The sequence below is a fragment of the Candidatus Nitrosopumilus sp. genome (assembly GCF_029882185.1).
Classification (GTDB): Archaea; Thermoproteota; Nitrososphaeria; order Nitrososphaerales; family Nitrosopumilaceae; genus Nitrosopumilus.
The window spans coordinates 77720-99318 of sequence record NZ_JAOULD010000002.1; the positions used below are offsets into that span (position 1 = coordinate 77720).

Genomic DNA, 21599 nt, shown 5'->3' on the forward strand with positions numbered 1-21599 from the left:
AAAATAATGGGATTCAAGGACAAGTTTGTAGGCGATAATACTGGAAATGTCTCAATCAAAGTACAATGCACTGGGTGTGAGAGAATAACCGTAGTTAGAATTCCATCTGGGAAATCATTTGAGAAATGGAATGAGAAAACAACTTGTAGTCTTTGTGGTGGAAAAAGCTGCTGGGAAAAACTCACCTAGTTTGTCATCAATCTCTTTAGATTCTAAAATTACCACTAGCAATTTAGTTTGATATTTTTGATATACTAAAAAAAACACATCTGAAACTATGGTTATGAAATTAGATAGCAAGAAGACATTGATTGCAGGGCTGGGAATTATATTGTTGATAATAATTTTTGGTGGATTTATCATTACTATATTTTTGATTCCACAATGCAAGGAAGTTTTATGCTAGATTCTGAATTTGATTTGGATTGGTCCGAATTTTCATTCTTTGATTGGATTCCAAAGGTAATCCGACTGCAGTCAGTCAGAGATGATGATTGGCAAATTACTCACAAGTCAATGCTTGGGACGACTCTGGAATTCAAATTTGAAACTTTGAAAAACTGGCTAGAACAAAACAATAATTCTGAAAAATCCCAAGTTCAAACCCAAAACTATGTCCAAGCTCTGAGGCGAAGTGGTCTGATTGAATAACCTGATAATTGTTGTTATTGTGTTTGCAGTTGCAATTGGTCTTGGAATTTTAGCCAACTCAAACTATGGGCAGTATGTGGTGGAGCGAGACCAGAGAAACTTGCAAGCCTCAGTTGCTGATTGCAAGAATCTGTTCTCTCAAGGAATGAAACAAGATGATTGTATTACAAAATCACTTGAGGTCTTTGGAACTGATTATCAAAAGACTCAGTGGGAGCAGAGATTAGACTACCCTTGATTTATGGGAATCGTCCCTCTCTGACTTTGGATTCAATTGAGATTGTTTCGAATTTGTCTGAATCATCAACTGTTATGGTATCTTTGCTATTCCTAAAAATTCTAACCAAAACCCTCTAGTTTCATATTTGTTTGATGTATTTGTGACTAGATTTTACAAGATGATTTTTCTATCTAAGACCAAGTCACAACTTTTTCTCCATGTTTAGAAAAAGCTAAAAACAATCCTAATGTAATGCGCTTATTTGCCCTCGCTGGAAGAATCTCGTGATAATAAATTGGATTGATTATCACCAAATCCCCTTGATTTGGCTTTATCTTTACAGATTCATTACAATCTGAAATCACACCTTTTGAATAACCAAAATCGATGTTACGAAACTTTTCATCTGATTTTTTCCATGATTTTTTGTGCAATACTAATTTTCCCCTTTTTTGAGATTGCTAAATATACAATACTGTGGATAGTTGAATTGGAAATTTGGAAATATCAAAACCCTTTGCTTCATAACTTGCATTGTCTCTGTGTATTGGAGCAAAATCTCCTAATTCATGCAGTCTGATTACTTCACATGCATATTTTTTTCCATCTTCTACTGCAATAGTGACCTGTTTTTCAGGAAATAGCACTTGTAATGTTTTGTGAATTTTTTTCCTTGGATCCTCCAAGCCTGAAAAAACTTGACGTACTGTTTTTCTTAATGCATCTGCTTGAACAAAATATTCTCCTTTTCTAGAAATAAATGATACAAGGGAGATGCCAATCTTTTTCATTTTTTCATTATTTTCAAAAATTTTTGTCTCAATTCTTTTGGATATTGTTCTACATGAATCATTATTGTAAAAATTCCTAATTATTAATGCAGGTGATTCTCCCGTAATGATCTTCTCTATGATATTTTCATTTTGACCTACTCTTTACAGTCTATTTCTATTGGATTCCACTGTAAATTCATCTAATATCCACCTTGACCTGAATGTGAAACAACCGATGCTAGAGTTCCATCATTTTCTTTGTCTTTAATTTCACATTTTACAAATGATCCAACTAAATTTTCTTGTATTTGCTCTTTTGTGCACTCGTTGGGATCTGCAGGGAGACTCATTATGTCAGTTTGAAGAATCTTTATTTTCTCAATTTCTGAATAGTCGCCCTTGTTTCCATCTTTTTTGTGTGTCACACAGCTCAAAAATCTGACCCAACAAAACATTTCCTACGTTTCCCCAAATTATGTCCATAAACTGAATTTGTATTTTCTAATATTTATTGTCCCTATTATTTTTTATCTAGTGGTAACTAATTGAAATTAGTGGTAAAAACCTCCTATGATTATTTTATTACCATGTTATCTGGAATAATTAAAAATCCGTTTCTCTGATATAATACCCTTAAGTTTCTAATTTTTAATTGTATATCTATGAATTTCATCACAAGAAAGGTCCTTGAGATGCAGTACAAGAAACTCGATGATTCTAAAAAGAGACTAAACCAGCATCTGGAGAAAAGAGAGTCTCTTGCAAATTCAGATAACAAAAAAGAGATTGAAAAACTCGAAAAATACATTGCCATCTGGAAAAAGAATATCGAGAAAATAGAAAAAGAGATCAAAAAGATAGAAGACAGGGAATCTGATAAAGAATAGACACGCTTAAGTTACCAAGATATTCTGAATCGTATGCAACTAACCAAGAAAGACAAAAAAGCAGTAACTGTAAGTCTAGTACTATTAGTAGGAATAACACTATACACGTTTTCTACTGTTTTAGAATTCTGAATTCACAAGTTAAATTCTCGAATCTTGAAATGATTTGTGACTTTTAGTTCCAACTTGCATTAGTCCTATCAAATTCGAATAACTGCGTCTATTTTATTGCCCATGTTAGTAGGCATATCCCATTCGGTCAAACCCAAACTTATTCAATTAAAATTGCAGGTTTAAATGGTCTTGCGTGTCTTGATTTTCCTTTAGGATCATAAATGTCACTATCTGATTCTGAATACACTTGTATCTCTACACCAAACTCTTTCTTTCCAATACTGGATAATTCTGATGATAAGAATCCTTTTTCATCAAATGACTCTGATTCAAGTTTCATTTGCTTTATCTCCTCCGATTCAGAATGTAAATCCTTGATTACTTTTTGGATATAGTCTGGCATCTTTTTGGCCTCTGTAGTTTCTGGATCTGCAATGAGTTCTTTCATTACAACTCCCATGTTATTTTGTCCACCTACCATTATGCTCAAAATTTTATGATAAACTTTTGATTTCATAGAATCAGAATTTACATAGATTACAATTTTCTTTGGAGTAATCTTTGTAACTTTGAGAATGTTTGAAATATCATCAATAGTTGCTTTTAGTAATTCTTCTGATTGAATTGATGTTGCATCTATCTTTTCTTTAGAGAATTCAGGCCATATTGATTTTGATACCAATCCACCGTTTCCAAGATTCTTCCACATTTCCTCAGATATGTGTGGTGCAAATGGAGACAACATTGCAACTCGTACAGAGTTTATCTGGTGTAATATTCCTGAAACATCTTTTCTTTCTTTAGCTTGGATTCTTTTTTGATACCATCCTAAATCCGTTTCAAAAGTAAACAAAATGTCATGTAGTGCTTCACGCAATCTCATCTTCTCCACAGCTTCTGTAATTTGAGAAATCTTGTTCTGGGTTTTTGATAAAATCCATTTATCTTCGGCTTGTAGTTCGCCAATTGGAGCATTTTTGAGCCTAGAACACTCCTCTAACAGGGCTGCAAGCTTGTTTTGAATACCGTAGACTGATTCCATGTTAAAATCAGCATCCTGCAATAATTCAGCTGATGAAATAATAGCTAATCTAATTGGGTCTGCACCATGGTCTCTAATTGCAGTACGTAGTGGAATGATATTTCCCATACTCTTACTCATTTTAGCCCCATCCATCATGACACTACCGTTAACTACAATTTCTTGTGGCCAGAATTTTTTATCAAATATTGCAACATGATTTAACACAAAGAATGACAAGTGGTTTTGCACTAAATCTCTACCAGAATGTCTTGAATCAACTGGATAAAAATATGTAAATTCTTTTTTCATTGTTTCGATTACGTCCTCACTAAGCTTCGATGTACTTGCAGCTAGTTTTACATCTCCCTTATCTAGCAAAACATAATCAAAGAATTCTCGAGTCAAGTTTTCCGGAGTTACTGTTCCATCATTTACAAATCGTGATAATGTATAGTATGCCATGTAAATTACACTGTCTGATAATGATTCTACAATCCAATCATGATCCCATGGCAGTTTAGTTCCCAATCCCTGTTGTCTTGCACAAGCTCGCTCATGCAACCAATCAATTACTTCAACAAACTCTGTCTTGATGTTACTGGGAAGAATGTTCATCTCATCAAAACAATTGCGAGCTAGTTTCTTCCATTCTTCATCTCCATAATTCAAAAACCATTGATTGTTCAATACTTTGACAACACATTCAGCTCCGCATCTGCAATGCACTGGAGCATTCTCTAGCACTGGGAATTTTTCTAAATGTTTATTCTCTTGAAGCCATGCCCTGATTTTATCACGGCCAAACTGTACCTTCTCTCCGTTAAAATCTCCACACTTTTCATTTAATTTTCCATCCGTAAACTCTTTGAGGTACAATTCTTTGGTGGCCTCTTCAAGCTTGGAATCAGTTTGGTCTGACACTCCTAGTTTTTCACAAATCTGTTTTGCAGGATATTCATCGTATCCTTCAGTAACTATGATTGGTATGGGCTCAATTTTTGAGGCTAGATTATCATTTTTAGCCTTCAAATCCATCAAAGCTTGGTAGTCTTTTGGTGCATGGGCAGGTACTGACATTACTAATCCAGTCCCCATTCCAGGCTCTACAAATTCTGCAGGCAAAATTGGAAGCTCACTGCCATTGGTTGGAGATACAGCTGTTTTTCCTACAAGGTCCTTTCCAGAAATATCTCCAATTACTTTGACCTCTTTTTCAAAGAATTCTATTTTATGTGCACATTCTTCTGAAACTATCCATGTTTCATTATCTACTGTAACTTTTTTGTATGTAATCTTTGGATTGGCCCAAAGATTAGTTACACCAAAAATTGTTTCAGGTCGTAGTGTTGTAACAGGAAATACAAATTCACCAAATGCAAACTTTACAAGGAAATTTTTATCATCTATTTTTGGTTCAACATCACCCATTGTGTCATGTTGTGATACTGGATTCTGGTCTTTTGGACACCATCCAACTGGATGACTACCTTGAATGATTCTACCTTTTTCTTTGAGTGTTGTAATTTGCCATTCGATAAATTTCTGATAACCTGGAACTATGGTTGTAAATTCTCGTCTCCAATCAATTGAATAGCCCATCTCTATCATGCCAGACTTTATCTCTTCATGGAAATAGTCTGCAATCTTTATTGGCTCTACAAATGTTTTGATATCTTCTTCAGGAACATGGTAAATGTTTCTCAGTCCATCAAGAATCTCTTTTTCTCCAGCTTCGATTCTCTTTGCCATCCCAAGTACCGGAGTGCCAGTATAGTGAAATCCCATTGGGAACAATACATTGTATCCTTGCATTCGATAGAATCTTGCATGAACATCAGCTAGTGTGTATGTTCTTCCATGTCCAATGTGTTGCGGAGAGTTGGGATATGGATATGCTACAGTAATGAATTTTTTTGGTTTCTCATTTGGGTTTGTCTCAAAGTCTTTAGATTCTGCCCATGTTTTGCGCCATTTTGTTTCTATTTCATTCCAGTTAATCGTCATTGTTTCATCCTAAAATCATTGATTTTGCTTTGGCTATTGCCTGGTCTTTTTTAGATGTGTCTTTTCCTCCACCTTGAGCAAATTTAGCGTCTCCTCCTCCTGAACCGCCCAAAATTGAGGCTATTTCCTTGGCAATCTTGCCTGAATTCACACCTGAATCAGCCCCTGCAAACACCATAATTCTAACAGTTGGCCCTGATTCGAAAATACCACAAAATGCAGCTTTGCTATCTTTGCCGACTAGCTTTTTACCAAAGTTTTGATGGAAATAATCATCATAATTCTCACTAGATGTAAAGCAAATTTTGTTGTTAACTGTAATGCCATCAAGGTCTCCGGATTCTCCAGATAGTATTTTCTCTAATAGTACGGGAATCTGCTCTCTGGCTTTATTTTTGTTTTCTTCTCTCTTCTTTTCTAGTTGTGCTTTTGCAATTTGTTCTTGCTCTTGTTTCTTTGATTCTTCTTCTTGGTCTTTTACATATTGGAATGCAGTAGGACCTGAGACAAACTCTATTCTAACAACACCGTCCTGAATTCTTTTGGTCTTTGTAATTTTGATTAGTTCAATGTCTCCAGTTTTTTTAACATGTGTTCCACCACAAGCTTCAATGTCCTTGTCTTCAATTGATACAATGCGTACTGATTTTACTGGAACTACCCCGCCCTGGTAAATTCTAAATCCATACTTTTGTTCTGCAGTCCCTCTGTCGTAATAGTTGATGCTTACTGGATGGTTCTCTTTTATCATTTGGTTTGCCGCATCTTCGATTTGTTTTACTTGTTGCTCAGTTAGTGATGAATGATGTGTAATGTCTAGTCTGGCATGATCATCGTCTTTGAATGCAGAGTGTTGCCAAATCCAAGAACCTAACACTCCCCTTGATGATGCGTTGATGATATGAGTACTGGTGTGATTCTTTGTAATGTTTGCACGACGAGTCTCATCAACTTTACAAGATACAGTTTCTCCTTCTTTTGGTACTCCTCCTTCTAATTGGTGAACAATAATGTCTGCATGTTTGTCGACATTAATCACCTTGAATCCTGCAATAGTTCCATAGTCTGGCTCTTGTCCTCCACCTCTGGCATAAAATGAAGTTCTATCTAATACGACTTGATCATCAAAGACCTTGATCACTTTAGCATCAAACTCCATTGGGTCATCTTTGTAAAACAGAGTCTCAGTTTCAGGCAAATCATCCAGTGGAAGTTCTGCAATTGCCTTTTTCTTTTCAGACTGGTGCAAATCAGATAGTTTAGAGTAAAATTGCGAAGGGATTTCAGAAATTGCATCAACTTCCTTGAGGTATTCAGGCGTTATTCCGTCTGACTCGTACAATGTTATCAGTTCATCAACTGTTGGCACGCCTTTCTCGCGAATCTTTTCTGCTTTTTTCTTCATGTGGACTTTGGATTCCTCATATCTTGCAGACTCTAGTCTCAATATTGTCTTGACATCTTCTCTCTGCTCATCAAGCTCAGGATACGTATCTTTGAGATAGTCAATGTGAGTATCAATCAAATCATCAATGTCTAATTTTAGATTCAATCTGTTGATTGTTCCATTAATTCTTCGCAACATCATTCTCAAGTTGTATCCTCCGCCAACATTGCTTGGCAGTGCACCATCTGTAATTGCAAAGATTAGAGTTCTCAAATGATCTGCAATAAGATAAACTCCTTCAAGCGGTGTAATAATTTTGTTTAGCTGTATATCTGTAATCCCTGCATTTTTTACTGCAAGACGTCTTACTTGATTCAAATCATCGAAATGATCAATCTCTTTTGCAATCTCTGTAAAGTATTTTTTCAAAACATCAGAATCTGAATCAATTCCAATCTTTTCAAATAATTTTTGATTGATTGGACCAAAGCAGCAGTCATATGCAGTGGGAGTTCCCATTGTAATCCATGCAAATCTCTCAAGGCCTGCACCCATGTCTATTACTCTCTGGTCAAGTGTGGTATGTTTCCCTAGTTCCCCTTGGAATTCAGTAAATACTGCATTTCCTAGTTCCAGTCCTCTCACAAAGTATTCAAGTGATGGACCAAACGAACCACCACCTGCCCATACGTCTTCAACAAAAACAACTTCTTCTTTTTTAATTCCAAATTGATCAGTCAATAATCTAAAGTCCAAGTCAACACATTCGTCTTTCCAGTATCCTCCCAAATCAGGAACACTGTGTTGCCCTATCATACAAAAACTAGAAAAGTGTCTTCCTGTGACTCCGACATTTTCCAAGTCTTTGAAACGCAGACATGTCTGTGGAACCACTAACGGGTTTGCTGGAAACTCAAAGACTACTTTACTTCCCATAATTCTCTGAAAGTCAACAACTGACGCAATTGTAAAAAACAAGTCGTCTCGCCATCTGCAAACTACAGGGTATCTGCTCACTGATGTGTGATTATTTTTTACAAAAAATTCTTCGACTTGTTTCCATGATTGCGTATAATCAAATCTTTTTGAAGTTGGAGGCTCACCGATGAATGAGTACGTATCCAATCCATCATCAGGACACAAATCTCTGTCTGCATTTAGTGTCCAAAAGAATCCGCCACATTTACTGCAAGACTTTCTTACAAATCCCTGCTCTGCAAATAATTTTACATTATAGTATTTTTCAGGATCTGCTGAAAACTCTTTTAGAATCTGACTTTTATCCAACGAAAAGCCTGCTTGAGACCGATATTAAGAATTGTCGATTAATAATACATTAAATACACTACACATACAACTCTATTCATGTTTGGAAGGAAACCCCAGCTAAAAGAAGGGACTCAGATTTTCTCAATTAAAAAAAATGGTGAGTTTAATGACTTTATTTTTGGTGTAGTTACTGGTGTTGATGGAAGAAAAGTAGGAATCAACGGTGTGATAGTAAATCCCATAGGACTCAAAAACAAAATTGCCCAAGGAAAGACCGGTGATCGTTCTAGAGAAATTCTTGAGCATCCAAACCCTGACAATATAATTTTGGCATTGGTACACAGAGTCGAGCATGAAAATTATGCCGAAGTGTTAGATCTTGATGTTGACAAGTGTGATATTCTTCCACCAAAAGTCTATGCAATGCTAGATGGTTGGGTTCGTGAATCATTACCTGAATTTTTCAATACTGTCTTGTCACTACCAGAAGGCCCTGAAAGGGAAGAGGCAAAACGAGTTTTAAGACATAGAAAGGATACTTTGACTGATCCTAATCTGAAACGTACAGTGTATGCTGTTTGCAGAAGTCTCAAAATTCTGAACTAGTTTTCAGGCGTGAGTTCTCCATAGTTTTATATTATCCAGTAAGAAAATCTCGATACAATGGAATATGTTTACGCTGCTTTACTTCTTCATAAACTAGACAAAGAAGTTAACGAGGCAAACCTCACATCAGTTGTCAAAGCATCTGGTGCTGAAGTTAACGAAGCCCAAGTTAAATCTCTAGTTGCAGCCTTAGCCGATGTTAACATCGATGAGGCAGTTAAAGCCGCACCAGTAGCAGTTGCAGCAGCACCAGCAGCCGCAGTAGCAGATGCACCGGCAAAAGAGGAGAAGAAAGAAGAACCTAAAAACGAAGAAGCAGCCATGGAAGGATTGTCTTCCTTATTTGGCTAAACAACTTTTCTTTTACAAATTTAATTTTGTTAATTTTAATTACTTCTAGATCGCATTCTCTATTGGTTGGTTGATTTCTCTTTTCCAATAGATGGTTTCATTAGCATTCTTGATTACTTGGGTACCATAGCATTTGCAGTAACTGGAGCTTCAAAAGCAATTGCACACAAGGCAGATATTTTTGGAATTATTGTATTGGCCACTGTAGTCGGTGTTGGCGGTGGTGTAACACGTGATGTTATTTTTGGAAGATTTCCAACTGCATTCTCTGATCCTATCTATGTATCGTTGACGGTAACAGTTGGAGTTGTAATGTTCTTTTTGTTTAGACGACTCCAAAAACAGATGAACGTCTGGTTAGTCTTTGATGCAGTTGGGTTGGGTGTATTTTCAATATTGGGCGCATCAATTGCACATCAAGTAGTTGGCTTGGAATTTTTACCGATGCTCTTTGGTGGAATGATTACTGCAATTGGCGGTGGAATACTCCGAGATGTGTTTGTACGAGAGATACCCATTGTATTTGTAAAAGAAGTCTATGCTATTGCAAGCATAATTGGAATTGTGATATTTTATGCAATGCTCTCTTCTAGTATTGATACCCAAGTATCATCTATCCTTGGAATTGCTGTGGCAACTGGAATAAGATTACTTGCAATGAAGTTTAACTGGAATCTTCCAAAGGTTCGAGAGTCTTAATTTTTAGTCTTATAATTTGAGTTTACCTGACTCTATTCCTTCTTGAATAATGTTAATCAAATTCTCCACAGTACAATTTCTCATCGACTCTGGCATGGTATGTGCATCATATTCTCGAAACCTGCTGATCATCTTTTTTCGTATTACCATCTTTACAATACCTGGCACTTCGTCGTTAAACTTTTGCTTTATGTGGTCTAGTATCTCATCGATATCTTTTTGGTCCATTTTGTTTTTTCAGAACTGATTAGAGATAAAGTATTCTAGACTATGATAAGAGTATTTGAGAAATTATGCAGGGGTGTAATCTTTTGCTTGGTCTGCAACTGCCCTTGCTTGTGCATCTGCTTTTTGCAAGATTTGCTCTTTTGTCTCATCTGTCATAAATCCAGATTCTATTGACAAAGAGCGTGCATGTTGTGATGCTTTTGCAAGGATTTGTGAGACATTGTCTGCAGTAATGTATCCTGCCTCGATAGATAGCGATACTGCCTCTTGGTGGAATTGTGCAAATGCATTTCTTATCTTCTCAACATCGATGACCATTTCTGCTTCTGCATATCTTTGACCTTCTTCTAATGCTGAGTAAAGTGAAATTCCTGCCTCTACTGGCTTGATATCTAATTTACCTAGAATTGATGCTAGTTTTTCATTGATTATTCCTCCTTTCTCTACTGGAGTACTGTCTTTTGCAATCCAAATTGTTCCTTGATCAATCTTTGTTGGAATTCCTGCCTCTTTGAATTCAGTAAGCATTGGACCTGGTGCAATTCCTGTATTTTTAGCAGGGACTACAATGTCAATGCTTGCAACATCTCCACCTCTTGCTGCCATCATGATTTTATTTTTGGCAAGAAGAACGTTTAGCTTGAATGGTGACATGTTTGTAAATATGAACATGATTTGTCCTTTCAAATCACCGATAATGTCTTTGATTCCTGGAATGTCTAGTGTCTCAAGTGCTTTAGCTGCAACCTTGTCTTTGACACAGACAAATTCTACTTCTCCCTTGAGTGTTTTTCTTAATGGTAAGATTTGAGTTGAACGAACTTTTTGCATTTGAATAATTGATACAACTTTGTATTTTTTTGGTAACTCTTGTAATTGTTGATACATCTGGGTTTTTCTTTTAGGATAACTAGTTCTATTTTCATGCATACTTCTTCTTAACCTCTTGTGCTTGCTTTACTGGTTTACCCATTGTAGTTTTGATTAAAATTTTTCTAAGATTTTTCTCACCGTTTGGCAATTTCTTTTCAACTGCATTAAGAATTGCATGTGCATTGATTGCCAAATCTGCGTCTTCCATAGTTACATCACCAATTTTAGCTGAGATTGAAAGTGATGCTCTTGTTCTTACCTTGATGCATGATCTGAATCTTTGCAAGAATGCGTCAATTGATGCATCAAAAGGAACTGGTGTTGGCATTTTTCCTCTTGGACCTAAAAGTTGACCCAAAGTTTTACCGACAGTTGGCATTACTTTGGTATCTGCTAAGAAGAAATCATATTTGTTAATGAATTTCCTAGATTCTCTTTTGTTAGTTCCAAATTTTTCTAGTTCTTCTGTTCCAATTACCGAATCTGCTTTTGCAGCTTTTGCTTTTTGGTTCATATCCCCTGTTGCAATAATGCATACTCTTGCAGGAGAACTGGTTTTTGGTAATTGGACAACTTCGTTAATTGCAAATCCTTTCTTTACATCAATATCTTTGAAAGTAATGATCAACTCTACGGCTTGTGTGAATTTTCTCTCTTTTGTGGAAGCTTTTGCGTCTTTTACAAGATCAACTAGCTGAGCATCTGTAATCATTACGAATCAATTCCTAGAAAACCTACTTAAAATCGTTTAGAGGTTTGGGTTTTTTGCTAATCGTTTATTTTAAAAAATTACATATTTTTAGTAATATTCTTACAAATAAGGCAAAAATGTTGCTGAAAACCTACATATATTAATTCAGAACCTTGTTTTTTGAATACGTTGCATCGTTTTGATGAATTAGATATGAAATTACTTTATGAATTGACTCGTGACGGCTCTATTTCCGTTCCTACACTATCAAAAAAATTGGGAATTAACGCCTCTGTATTGTATAGCAGGATTAAGAGACTGATGAAAAAGAAACTAATCAAAAAATTCACCATCGAAATAGATGATTCACTCCTAGGAATAGGAGTCAAAGCAAACGTTGGGATAAGCCGAGATCCTAAACTCAAGGACTCCATTCACAAAAAATTCATGGAGACTGCCGAAGTCATATCCATTTCAGAGGTCACTGGCAGATTTGACATTATGGTTCAGGTATATGCCAAGAACCTTGAAGCACTTCACTCTATTGTAATTGAAAAGATTGGAAAAATTGAAGGCATACAAAGTACTGAGACCTTTGTAGAGTTACAAAAAACCGATAAAGATCCTGTTTATCTGATTCAATAATTATTTGAATTTCTCATCCCACTTGCCTTCGTTAATTTCGGCAGTGATTTCTTTTGGAGTCTTTCCTTCTACTTTGACTCCTAATGCAAGACATGTTCCAATGATTGTCTTTGCAACTGATTTAATTGATGAAGCATAAGATTTCTCTAGTTTTGTGTTTGCAACTTTGAGTATTGCATCCATTGTGACATCTCCTGCCCATTCTGTACCTGATGCGCCAGAGCCTTTCTGGACTCCTGCTTCTTTCATGATTAATGCAGCAGCTGATGGGATTCCGATTTCGATTTCATACTTTTTTGTATCGCTATCCACAACTACTGTAACTGGAACTTTCATTCCTTCAAAGTCTTTAGTCTTTTCATTAATTGCACTAATGACTTCCATGATGTTGACTCCTAGTGGACCAAGTGCTGGACCTAAAGGTGGACCTGCTGATGCTGCTCCGCCTGTTACAAGTGACGATACTTTTTGTTCTCCCATGTTAAATCAGACTCTAAATGAAAATTTAATCCTTCCTAAGCCTCACTAGACAGCTTTAGGTAGTTTGCGTCTACTGTGACTGGTAATTGGTATGATGCATCAAGTAAAACCACGGTTGCCTCTTCTTTGTCGACATCAATTCTTGTAATTGTTGCCTTCATTCCCTTGAATGGGCCTCCTGTAATTTCTACGATATTATCTACTGTTAATTGTGAAACTGTTGATTTCTTTACTAGATATCCTTCAATGTCTTTGAATTCTAATTCTCCTCTTAATTGACCTCTGATGTGTCTTACGCCTTCTACTGCCAAGTATGCATCACTTGGATTGATTGCTTCAATGACGACATAGCCTTTCAAATCACTTACCCAAAACACTGATTGAATGTTAATCTGATTTGCATTGGCTTTAGCTTCTAATAATCTCATTACCACTTTTTCTTGTCCACCAGTGGTTCTAATTGCAAACAAATGTGATTTGATTTCTTCAGACATGTTACCTACCAAATGTAATTACCGAAAAGACAAACTGAATTGTAAAACCAATAGCTCCTACTCCTGCTATTCCTAACAAAACAAGTCTAAGATGTTGTGAATACTCATCCCTGTCTGGTTTCTTGGCCATTTTCATAGTGTTGGCCATGTTCTTGACAGTCTGCTTAGGGTTCATTGCCTGAAATTAATAAGGTGTCCTTATATCTCTTATCTCATGGAACTGTTGGTTGCGTATCAAGATGACCCCGCCGGCCATAATATGGCAAAATTTCTTTCAAAAGAAATGACTTTGAAAGATGATATTTTTCGTGGGAAATATTATGATCTTGTAATAATTCCAACTCCTGCAATTTCTGCTGATTGGCTTGAAGAAAAATATGATTATGATGGATTTATTTTTCTCTCAAAACATGCAGCAGAATCAGGGGAACTCGCTTTGACTTGTCATAGTACTGGAAATTTTTCCACTGCAAAGTTTGGCGGAAATGACAATCAGGTCGCAATCCCAAAACCTGATTTTCAAAAAGTATATCTTCAGACATTAAAGAAAAACCAATCAAAGTTTTCTGATTTTCAAATTACCCTAGAAGCAACTCATCACGGACCTACTGCATTGAGCAAACCATCTATTTTTGTTGAAATTGGAACTACTGAAAAACAATGGACTGATGAGTCGTTGTGCAGTTCTGTTGCATCACTAGTCCACCAAGTAATGTCACAACCAATCAAAGAACATCCTGTTGCAATTTGTTTTGGTGGAACTCATTATCCATCAAAATTCACTGATGAATTACTAAATGGAAAGTTTGCACTAGGAACTGTAATTCCAAAACATGCTTTGGATAATTTGGACGAAAAATTATTCTCTCATATTTTACAGCAAAACAACGTGGCAAAAACTGCTCTTTTAGATTGGAGAGGATTGGGTCCGAATAAACAAAAAGTTCTCACTCTTTTAGAGTCAACAGATCTTGAGGTAATCAAGATTTGAATCTTTCAGAAAAGATTTACAAAAAATTGCTTGAAGTGCCTAAAGGACAAATCACAACTTATGGTGAATTGGCAAAAGCTGTTGGACTAAAAAATGGTCAAAGAGCTGTTGGAAAAATAATGAACAAAAATCCATACCCTGTGATTATTCCTTGTCATAGAGTTGTAATGTCTACTGGAAAAATTGGTGGATATGCATATGGAGAACATGTCAAAATAAAGATGCTAAATGATGAAGGTATAGAAATTCAAAATGGTAAGATTGTAAAACTAGAAAACAAAATTTATCGATTCTAATCTTTTCGTTTTTCTCTAATCTCATCCATCAATAGTCTGAGATGGGCTTTGTTTCTAACTGTGTTACCGCCGACCTTTTTGTAGAGGGCCCAGAATTCTGGATTTGTCAAATCTTTTCTGTCTTTTGCAATTTTTAATAATCGTCTTAATGAGCGAACCTTTGCAACATAGACTTCCTTCTTACCAACTCTTGCTCCTTTTCTTCCTTGTTTGGAACCTTGAGTTGTACCTCTCTTGTTCTTTTGAGCTTTCTTTTCATGGGCTCTTCCTTTTGAGGTGCCAGTAAATGGTTTGATTTGAATAGTGTTAGCTGTAATGAGACTGCGAATATTTTCTCTAGTGATTGCATCTGCAACATCATCTAGGTGGTCAGTATCAAATTTGATTCTGTGAACTCCTACACCAGTAACTCTGGCAGCGAGTCTTTTTTTAGCTTTAAGATTTACTACCACTTACACTCACTCTTGCGTTAAATATTTTGAATTTTTGTTCAACTGCTTTCACGATAATTTCTTTTCTCTTTCTAGTGCCTACCCCATGTCCAAATCTGACTCCGTCTTTCTTTGGGTCTAATTTCTCTAAATCATTCAAGTTAAAAACTAGGTTATCTGTAAATCCTGATGGATGTAGTCCTCTTGCATCTTTTGGTCCGCCATATCCTACTTTGACAAGACCTGGACGGCCTCTGCTTTTTTGTTTTCTTTGGTGATGATCAATGCCTTTTGGTTTTCTCCAATTGGTTTGTAGCCTAACATAACGCCAACTCTCTGGTCTTACAAAGTCTGGCTTGTTCTGTTTTGCCTCTTCTCTCTTTGCAAGTAGATCTTTGTTGATCGTCATTAAATTGAGTCTTGGATTTTGGAATAAATACGTTCCTAGGCCAGAAAAAAATTATCTTAAGAAAAAGATAATAAGGAAACTTTAGGCGGATCGAATATCTCATGAACCCGCCTGGAATTGATCTTAATATTTTTGGAGGCATGTACATCTGACCCAAGTACTAGGTACAGCTGCAACTGAGAAATTTTCCGCACAATTAGCTGCATTTGGAATCAAACCCTTCACAGTCCACAGAAATCTCAGCGTAGATGATATGGTCAAACTGGCAGTTGAGAGAAAGGAAGGAGTTGTAAATTCAACAGGCTCATTATCTGTAAACACCGGAAAATATACCGGCAGATCTCCTGATGACAGATTCATTGTATATGATGATAAGACTCATGATACTATTGATTGGGGAAAAATCAACCATCAATTCCCAAGTGGCAAGTTTGAAAAACTCTTTGAAAAAATGAAAAACTTTGTTGACAATAAAGAACTCTTTGTTTTTGACGGTTTTGTAGGTGCTGATCCTGAAACTCGTTTACCAATAAGGGTGATAAATGATCATGTCTGGCAAAGCATGTTCTCAAGTAACTTGTTCATCAAGCCAACTTCTGAAGAATTAGAAAAACACGAACCTGAATTTACTATTTTATGTATAAATGACTTTTTGGCAGTACCTGAAGTTGACGGAACACGAACTGATGTCTTTATCTTAATTGATCTTACAAGAAAAATTGTTTTGATTGGCGGAACAGAATACGCCGGCGAAATGAAAAAATCCATGTTTGGTGTGATGAACTTTTTGTTACCTGAACGTGGTATCTTTCCAATGCACTGCTCTGCAAACATTGGCGAAAAAGGTGACACCGCTTTGTTCTTTGGTTTATCCGGTACTGGTAAAACAACTCTCTCTGCAGATCCTAACAGGAGATTGATTGGTGATGATGAACATGGTTGGTCTGATAATGGCACCTTTAATTTTGAAGGTGGCTGCTATGCAAAATGTATCAACCTAAGCCAAGAAGCAGAACCTGAAATTTGGAATGCAATCAAGCCAGGTGCATTATTAGAAAATGTCGTACTAAACAACAATGTACCAGATTATGATGATAACACACTAACAGAGAACACACGTGTTGGATACCCATTGGATTTCATTCCAGGAGCTGTAATCCCAAGTGTTGGTGGACATCCTAGAGTCATCATATTTTTGACTGCAGATGCATTGGGTGTATTACCACCTGTTTCCAGACTAACAAAAGAAGGAGCAATGTATCACTTTATGTCCGGATATACCAGTAAATTGGCAGGAACTGAAAGAGGAATTAAAGAGCCAAAATCTGTATTTTCTCAGTGCTTTGGAGCTCCATTCATGCCTAGACCTGCCTCAGTTTACGCAAAATTGCTTGGAGAAAAAATCAACAAGCATAATACTGTAGTTTATCTTGTCAATACCGGCTGGTCTGGTGGCCCATACGGCGTAGGAACAAGAATCAAAATAAAATACAGTAGAGCAATGGTTACTGCTGCACTTTCAGGTGCACTTGATATTGTAAAGTATAGGCATGATGATCTGCTTAATTTAGATATTCCAACCGAAGTTGAAGGAGTGCCTTCTGAGATTTTGGATCCTAAACATACTTGGATTGACAAAGATTCGTATGATCTTTCTGCAAAGAAACTAGCTCAAATGTTTGTAGAGAACTTTAAGAAATTTGATAATGTCTCACCTGAGATAATTGAATCTGGTCCAAAACTACCACAATAGATTATTTTCTTTTAACTACTCCAAACATAGCTATTGCAATTGCAATACTGATAATTATGAGAATTTGTTTTTCTGGAATGTCAATGCCCCATCTCTGTTGATTCTCATCTAGTGAATCGACTTCAATTACATTATATGCATTTGATGTTGTTCCATTGATTCTGATTTTGGCATCAATCCAATATTGTGAATTCTCAAAAACTTCAATTGATGCTTTTTTATCTGGTGTTGTAGTTATTGTTTGGAAGCTTCCGTCTTTGCTGTTAATCACTGAAATCTTTGCAAAACTCCATTTATCTGGATGGTAAATATCAAAGAACAGTTTTCCATTTTGCTGTTCTATTGAAATTGAACCTGGTGTATAATGCAGCAAAAATGGAACTCTGTATTGTATTCCACCATGGCTGATTAACATCGTTCCTTCATGTTCGCCGAAATTATCTTCAACTACATTTATCCTAATGTTTAAAATACTTCCATCCAAATTTCCTCCGAATTTTATGAATTCTGGTCCATCAAACATTACATCAAATCCCTCCCATGCCCCATCCATTGATTTTAACTGGAATTGCTTTTCAACAATTCTGTTATCTGGTGATGCAATTACAACAAAGTTTGGTGGCTCTATGATCAGTTTTGCTTTAAACGCATTTGCAATGTCTAGCCTTCCAGCACCTGCCTCATGAATGGAGAATTTTTGCCCATAGGCGTCAGATACAGGCATGACTGTGGTAAGTAGCAATGATTTGATTTCGTGGTGATGAAGTTCCGGGTTTTTTTCAAGCAAAAGGGCAGCAGCACCGCTTACGTGAGGGGCTGCATAGCTTGTCCCGCTGGTAAAGTTGTATCCTGCATTGTTTTGAGTTGTGTTGATGTATGCGCCAGGTGCCACGATTTCTGGTTTGATGTAAAATGGCGATACAGGTCCTCTGGAACTAAAGTGTGTGACAAAATCTGGATTGTAAAATAATTGTAAGATACCTTTGCTTTCATCTGTGATTGATTCTTTGATTTCAAGTCCTTCCTCTCTGTCTATTGATACTACTGGAATTTGTGGCGTATATCCTGTCTCAATAAATTCATGAATTAACTCTCCCAAAAAAATTCCTGGAATGTTGTTGTATACAATTAATGCCTTGGCTCCTGCATTTGCTGCATTTTTTTCTTTGATTGAAAAATACAACATCTCTCCTTCGACATCACTCCCTCTCTCGACAATTACTATTGCATCCTTTACATCCAAATTCTCAAAATCTGAAATTTTTCCATAACCTGCAGGAACTATTTTAGAAATGATTGGCTCTTCTAGTTTTGTAGAGCCGACCATTGGAATTACAGTAAATGATTTTTCATCTACTTCTAATGTTGCAACCAAGCTTGATGTGAGATTGTTGTATGTTGCACCGACTGTAACTGAACCAAAATTCCTTCCAGGACTTCCAATTGTTTCCAATCCCGGCCCGTCATTTCCAGCTGCAGTTACTACAAAAATCTCTTTTTCCAATGCTTCATTTACTATATGATCAATCTTTGCATTTGTTCTGTTTACTCCCAAACTGATATTGATAATGTCTGCTTCATCTTCGATTGCTTTTTGAATTGCTCTAATGATTAGATCTGATGATACTCCTTCCCCGTCTTCTGAAACTTTGTAAGCTAGAATTTTGGCCTTTGGTGCAACTCCTGACTTTTCCCCGTCTGCTGCAATAACTCCTGCAACATGGGTTCCATGACCATTTGTGTCATACGGAGGCTCATTTTCTTGTATGAAATTATACCCTCCAATCACTTTGCCGTCAGGTCCCCATCCAAACAAATCTGGATGGTTAAAATCCACCCCTGTATCGATTACTGCAATTTTTACCCCTTTGCCATCAATCCCTTCCATTCTTGGAATGTCTGTTCCGATGTATGGTACACTTCTATCCAAATACAGTTCTGACTCGTCTTGCATTTCTAGATTGGATATGATCAGAATCCCTGCAAATACTAGAATCACTGAAAAAACTAGTAATGATTTCACAGATTTCTTATCTGTTTTAACAAGTAAAAATGAATTGCTTAGTAAAGCAATAAATGGAATAAATCCTAAAACCATTCATGGGAAAATATACACTTCCTGAAATGCCATATGCTTATGATGCATTGGAACCTCACATTGACGCAAGAACAATGGAGATTCATCACACAAAACATCATCAAACATACACTGACAAACTAAATGCAGCTCTTGAAACTTGTCCAGCTGAAATTCAAGGTAAAGATATCATTGATATCTTATCTAACATCAATTCAGTACCAGAAGACAAAAGAGGCGCAATTAATTTCAACGGTGGTGGTTATGATAACCACAGGTTATTTTGGAATAACATGAAAGCAAATGGAGGCGGAGAACCTGGAGGATCAATTGCAGATGCAATTAACACTTCCTTTGGAAGCTTCTCTGACTTTAAAGAGAAATTCTCATCTACTACAGCTGTAATTCAAGGCAGTGGTTGGGGATGGTTAGTATACAATCCTTCTACATCAAAGGTTGAATACAAATCAATGCCAAATCAAACCAGTCCAAGAACTGAAGGACTAGTTCCATTGTTAGGCTGTGATGTATGGGAACATGCATACTATCTCAACTACCAAAACAAGAGACCAGACTATATTGCGGCCTGGTGGAATGTAGTTAATTGGGATGAAGTAGAATCTAGATTCTCTAAAGCAAAATAAAGTTAATTCTTTATTTTTTATCTATTTATTTTAAATTTTTCAAGTGTCCATGAATGAATTTATAACCATAAGAGAAAGATTTGCTGTAAATGAGTGAAGAACAGGCCGAGCAATTAATGCAACAAATGCAAATGCTTGAAACATATTTTTCTGATTTGACCCAAAGAGAAAATACTTTTATGAATATTTTAAGAGAAGCAACTGCGTCAATAGAATCAATTCAATCACTTGGCAAAAATCCTGAATCTGAAACTCTGATTCCAATTGGAATGGGTACATATGTTCCCACAAAAGTTTCATCTAATTCCAAAATTGTAATGAACATCGGTGCAGGAGTTGCAGTTGAGAAAGATTTCCCATCTGCAATCAATTATCTTGAAGCCCGAATAAAAGAAGTCGAAGTTGCTTTACAAGATACGGCTGCAAAAAAACAAGATGCTACAGCAAGATTAGAACAAGGAAAAGCACAGATGAATCAAATGATGCAAGCCATGCAAAATCCTCCATCTTCAGGATAGACTATGTTTGATAAGCTTCGTAGTGCATTTTCTAATGCAGCGAAAAGTCTTGGTGAAAAAGAACTAAATGAAAAAGACATTGAAGACATTCTTTTTGAATTGGAAATTTCTCTGTTAGAATCTGATGTTGCAACTGAAGTAATTGATTCAATAAAATCTGATCTTAAAGAAAAATTAATCGGATCTAAAGTTGATAAAAAAGAAATTGAAAAATTTGTAAAAGATAGTCTGATTTCAATTATCTCTACTTTGTTTGATGAGGCAGGAGAGTATGATCTCTTTGAAAAAATTAATGAAAAGAAAAAACAAGGACAACCATTTTTGGTTTTGTTTGTAGGAATTAATGGCACTGGAAAAACAACTTCATTAGCTAAAGTAGCTCACATGTTAAAGGAAGCAAAATATTCTGTAGTTATTGCAGCAGCTGATACTTTTAGAGCAGGTGCAATTGAGCAGTTGCGAGAACACGCAAATCGTCTAAATCTCAAACTAGTTGCACAAAATTATAATTCTGATCCTGCAGCTGTTGCACGAGATGCAGTGTTGTATGCAAAGTCTCACAAAACAGATGTTGTTCTAATTGATACTGCAGGAAGAATGCAAACAAGTGAAAACTTGATGCAGCAAATTGCAAAAATTACCAAAGTCGTAAATCCTGATATGAAAATCTTTGTTGGTGATTCTTTAGCTGGAAATGACACTGTTAATCAAGCAAGAGAGTTTCATGAGCATGTAAAATTTGATGGTTCAATTTTAACCAAAAGTGATGCAGATGCAAGAGGCGGTGCTGCATTGTCCATTGTCAAAGTAACATCCACTCCTGTTCTTTACGTTGGAGTCGGACAAGAATATTCTGATTTAAAACCATTTGATAAGAAACTTTTCCTTGAAACTGTTTTCGGTTCATTAGGTGATGTAACAATTACAAAAACTGAAAAGCCAGAACCTGAACCAACACCAGAACCTGAACCAACACCAGAACCTGAACCAACACCAGAACCTGAACCAACACCAGAACCTGAACCAACACCAGAACCTGAACCAACACCAGAACCTGAACCAACACCAGAACCTGAACCAACAC

28 protein-coding genes are annotated in these 21599 nt (G+C 36.4%); 14 read left to right on the top strand and 14 right to left on the bottom strand.

The window, feature by feature from the left end:
- Positions 1 to 6 precede the first annotated feature (6 nt).
- The 3 genes from OEW78_RS01285 to OEW78_RS01295 all read left to right on the top strand — a co-directional run bounded on the left by OEW78_RS01285 (position 7) and on the right by OEW78_RS01295 (position 889).
- The gene (locus OEW78_RS01285; RefSeq protein WP_300322988.1) at positions 7 to 189 is read left to right on the top strand and encodes a hypothetical protein; all 183 of its coding nucleotides are present in this window, start codon (positions 7 to 9) and stop codon (positions 187 to 189) included.
- A 210-nt stretch (positions 190 to 399) separates the two neighbouring features.
- On the top strand, positions 400 to 651 hold the full coding sequence (locus OEW78_RS01290; protein WP_300322990.1) for a hypothetical protein: 252 nt from the start codon (positions 400 to 402) through the stop codon (positions 649 to 651).
- The gene (locus OEW78_RS01295; protein WP_300322992.1) at positions 644 to 889 is read left to right on the top strand and encodes a hypothetical protein; all 246 of its coding nucleotides are present in this window, start codon (positions 644 to 646) and stop codon (positions 887 to 889) included. Before OEW78_RS01290 ends, OEW78_RS01295 begins: the two co-directional genes overlap by 8 nt.
- Before the next feature lie 173 nt (positions 890 to 1062).
- On the opposite strand, the gene OEW78_RS01300 is transcribed toward OEW78_RS01295, so the two are convergent.
- The 3 genes from OEW78_RS01300 to OEW78_RS01310 all read right to left on the bottom strand — a co-directional run bounded on the left by OEW78_RS01300 (position 1063) and on the right by OEW78_RS01310 (position 2069).
- Positions 1063 to 1305, bottom strand: a complete 243-nt coding sequence (locus OEW78_RS01300) for a hypothetical protein (RefSeq protein WP_300322994.1) — start codon at positions 1303 to 1305, stop codon at positions 1063 to 1065.
- A 27-nt stretch (positions 1306 to 1332) separates the two neighbouring features.
- Positions 1333 to 1662, bottom strand: coding sequence for a hypothetical protein (locus tag OEW78_RS01305; RefSeq protein WP_300322996.1), 330 nt, complete (start codon positions 1660 to 1662; stop codon positions 1333 to 1335).
- A gap of 182 nt (positions 1663 to 1844) precedes the next feature.
- Entirely contained in the window at positions 1845 to 2069 is a 225-nt protein-coding gene (locus OEW78_RS01310; protein WP_300322998.1) for a hypothetical protein, read from the bottom strand.
- 237 nt (positions 2070 to 2306) lie between these two features.
- On the opposite strand from OEW78_RS01310, the gene OEW78_RS01315 reads away from it, so the two are divergent.
- Positions 2307 to 2531: a hypothetical protein gene (locus OEW78_RS01315; protein ID WP_300323000.1), complete on the top strand. Its 225-nt coding sequence runs from the start codon at positions 2307 to 2309 to the stop codon at positions 2529 to 2531.
- 271 nt (positions 2532 to 2802) lie between these two features.
- On the opposite strand, the gene leuS is transcribed toward OEW78_RS01315, so the two are convergent.
- Both leuS and alaS read right to left on the bottom strand, forming a co-directional pair.
- Positions 2803 to 5673: a leucine--tRNA ligase gene (leuS, locus tag OEW78_RS01320; protein ID WP_300323002.1), complete on the bottom strand. Its 2871-nt coding sequence runs from the start codon at positions 5671 to 5673 to the stop codon at positions 2803 to 2805.
- A gap of 4 nt (positions 5674 to 5677) precedes the next feature.
- Positions 5678 to 8347 (bottom strand): alanine--tRNA ligase, encoded by a 2670-nt coding sequence (gene alaS / locus OEW78_RS01325; RefSeq protein ID WP_300323004.1) that lies wholly within the window; start codon positions 8345 to 8347, stop codon positions 5678 to 5680.
- Positions 8348 to 8425: 78 nt separating this feature from the next.
- Here alaS and OEW78_RS01330 point away from each other — a divergent pair, with 78 nt between their 5' ends.
- The 3 genes from OEW78_RS01330 to OEW78_RS01340 all read left to right on the top strand — a co-directional run bounded on the left by OEW78_RS01330 (position 8426) and on the right by OEW78_RS01340 (position 9985).
- Positions 8426 to 8935: a hypothetical protein gene (locus OEW78_RS01330; protein ID WP_300323006.1), complete on the top strand. Its 510-nt coding sequence runs from the start codon at positions 8426 to 8428 to the stop codon at positions 8933 to 8935.
- Between the two features lie 57 nt (positions 8936 to 8992).
- Positions 8993 to 9286 carry a 50S ribosomal protein P1 gene (gene rpl12p, locus OEW78_RS01335; RefSeq protein ID WP_300323008.1) on the top strand — a complete coding sequence of 98 codons (294 nt, stop codon included), beginning with the start codon at positions 8993 to 8995 and terminating at the stop codon, positions 9284 to 9286.
- 66 nt (positions 9287 to 9352) lie between these two features.
- A complete protein-coding gene (locus OEW78_RS01340; RefSeq protein ID WP_300323010.1) occupies positions 9353 to 9985 on the top strand; it encodes a trimeric intracellular cation channel family protein in 633 nt (210 codons plus the stop codon).
- Between the two features lie 9 nt (positions 9986 to 9994).
- Here the strand turns inward: OEW78_RS01340 and OEW78_RS01345 are convergent, their stop codons facing one another.
- The 3 genes from OEW78_RS01345 to OEW78_RS01355 form a co-directional block, all read right to left on the bottom strand.
- Entirely contained in the window at positions 9995 to 10213 is a 219-nt protein-coding gene (locus OEW78_RS01345; RefSeq protein ID WP_300323012.1) for a hypothetical protein, read from the bottom strand.
- A 63-nt stretch (positions 10214 to 10276) separates the two neighbouring features.
- A complete protein-coding gene (locus OEW78_RS01350; RefSeq protein ID WP_300323014.1) occupies positions 10277 to 11143 on the bottom strand; it encodes a 50S ribosomal protein L10 in 867 nt (288 codons plus the stop codon).
- On the bottom strand, positions 11136 to 11798 hold the full coding sequence (locus tag OEW78_RS01355; RefSeq protein WP_300323016.1) for a 50S ribosomal protein L1: 663 nt from the start codon (positions 11796 to 11798) through the stop codon (positions 11136 to 11138). The genes OEW78_RS01350 and OEW78_RS01355 overlap by 8 nt, the downstream gene beginning before the upstream one ends.
- 192 nt (positions 11799 to 11990) lie before the next feature.
- Here OEW78_RS01355 and OEW78_RS01360 point away from each other — a divergent pair, with 192 nt between their 5' ends.
- Positions 11991 to 12422 (top strand): Lrp/AsnC family transcriptional regulator, encoded by a 432-nt coding sequence (locus OEW78_RS01360; RefSeq protein ID WP_300323047.1) that lies wholly within the window; start codon positions 11991 to 11993, stop codon positions 12420 to 12422.
- On the opposite strand, the gene OEW78_RS01365 is transcribed toward OEW78_RS01360, so the two are convergent.
- Genes OEW78_RS01365 through OEW78_RS01375 form a run of 3 tightly spaced genes read right to left on the bottom strand, consistent with a single transcriptional unit; the run spans position 12423 to position 13571 of the window.
- The gene (locus OEW78_RS01365) at positions 12423 to 12902 is read right to left on the bottom strand and encodes a 50S ribosomal protein L11 (protein ID WP_300323017.1); all 480 of its coding nucleotides are present in this window, start codon (positions 12900 to 12902) and stop codon (positions 12423 to 12425) included.
- A gap of 35 nt (positions 12903 to 12937) precedes the next feature.
- A complete protein-coding gene (locus OEW78_RS01370; RefSeq protein WP_300323019.1) occupies positions 12938 to 13396 on the bottom strand; it encodes a transcription elongation factor Spt5 in 459 nt (152 codons plus the stop codon).
- Between the two features lies 1 nt (position 13397).
- On the bottom strand, positions 13398 to 13571 hold the full coding sequence (locus OEW78_RS01375; RefSeq protein ID WP_014964557.1) for a protein translocase SEC61 complex subunit gamma: 174 nt from the start codon (positions 13569 to 13571) through the stop codon (positions 13398 to 13400).
- 39 nt (positions 13572 to 13610) lie between these two features.
- On the opposite strand from OEW78_RS01375, the gene OEW78_RS01380 reads away from it, so the two are divergent.
- Together OEW78_RS01380 and OEW78_RS01385 are read left to right on the top strand one after the other, a co-directional pair.
- Positions 13611 to 14387: a D-aminoacyl-tRNA deacylase gene (locus OEW78_RS01380; protein WP_300323022.1), complete on the top strand. Its 777-nt coding sequence runs from the start codon at positions 13611 to 13613 to the stop codon at positions 14385 to 14387.
- Positions 14384 to 14683: an MGMT family protein gene (locus tag OEW78_RS01385; RefSeq protein ID WP_300323024.1), complete on the top strand. Its 300-nt coding sequence runs from the start codon at positions 14384 to 14386 to the stop codon at positions 14681 to 14683. The genes OEW78_RS01380 and OEW78_RS01385 overlap by 4 nt, the downstream gene beginning before the upstream one ends.
- Here the strand turns inward: OEW78_RS01385 and OEW78_RS01390 are convergent.
- Positions 14680 to 15135 (bottom strand): 50S ribosomal protein L19e, encoded by a 456-nt coding sequence (locus OEW78_RS01390; protein WP_300323026.1) that lies wholly within the window; start codon positions 15133 to 15135, stop codon positions 14680 to 14682. The genes OEW78_RS01385 and OEW78_RS01390 overlap by 4 nt on opposite strands.
- Positions 15119 to 15523, bottom strand: a complete 405-nt coding sequence (locus OEW78_RS01395; RefSeq protein WP_300323028.1) for a 50S ribosomal protein L32e — start codon at positions 15521 to 15523, stop codon at positions 15119 to 15121. Before OEW78_RS01395 ends, OEW78_RS01390 begins: the two co-directional genes overlap by 17 nt.
- Positions 15524 to 15671: 148 nt before the next feature.
- Here OEW78_RS01395 and pckA point away from each other — a divergent pair, with 148 nt between their 5' ends.
- Complete coding sequence (pckA, locus tag OEW78_RS01400; RefSeq protein WP_300323049.1) at positions 15672 to 17276, top strand: phosphoenolpyruvate carboxykinase (ATP); 1605 nt, start codon at positions 15672 to 15674, stop codon at positions 17274 to 17276.
- A 1-nt stretch (position 17277) separates the two neighbouring features.
- On the opposite strand, the gene OEW78_RS01405 is transcribed toward pckA, so the two are convergent.
- On the bottom strand, positions 17278 to 19299 hold the full coding sequence (locus OEW78_RS01405; RefSeq protein ID WP_300323051.1) for a S8 family serine peptidase: 2022 nt from the start codon (positions 19297 to 19299) through the stop codon (positions 17278 to 17280).
- Between the two features lie 77 nt (positions 19300 to 19376).
- Between OEW78_RS01405 and OEW78_RS01410 the strand changes: the two genes are divergently transcribed.
- From OEW78_RS01410 to ftsY, 3 genes are all read left to right on the top strand, one after another.
- Positions 19377 to 19997 (top strand): superoxide dismutase, encoded by a 621-nt coding sequence (locus OEW78_RS01410; RefSeq protein ID WP_300323030.1) that lies wholly within the window; start codon positions 19377 to 19379, stop codon positions 19995 to 19997.
- 89 nt (positions 19998 to 20086) lie between these two features.
- Positions 20087 to 20515, top strand: a complete 429-nt coding sequence (pfdA, locus tag OEW78_RS01415) for a prefoldin subunit alpha (RefSeq protein WP_300323032.1) — start codon at positions 20087 to 20089, stop codon at positions 20513 to 20515.
- Between the two features lie 3 nt (positions 20516 to 20518).
- Positions 20519 to 21599: signal recognition particle-docking protein FtsY (gene ftsY / locus OEW78_RS01420; RefSeq protein ID WP_300323034.1), on the top strand; the 1081-nt coding region annotated here is incomplete at its 3' end.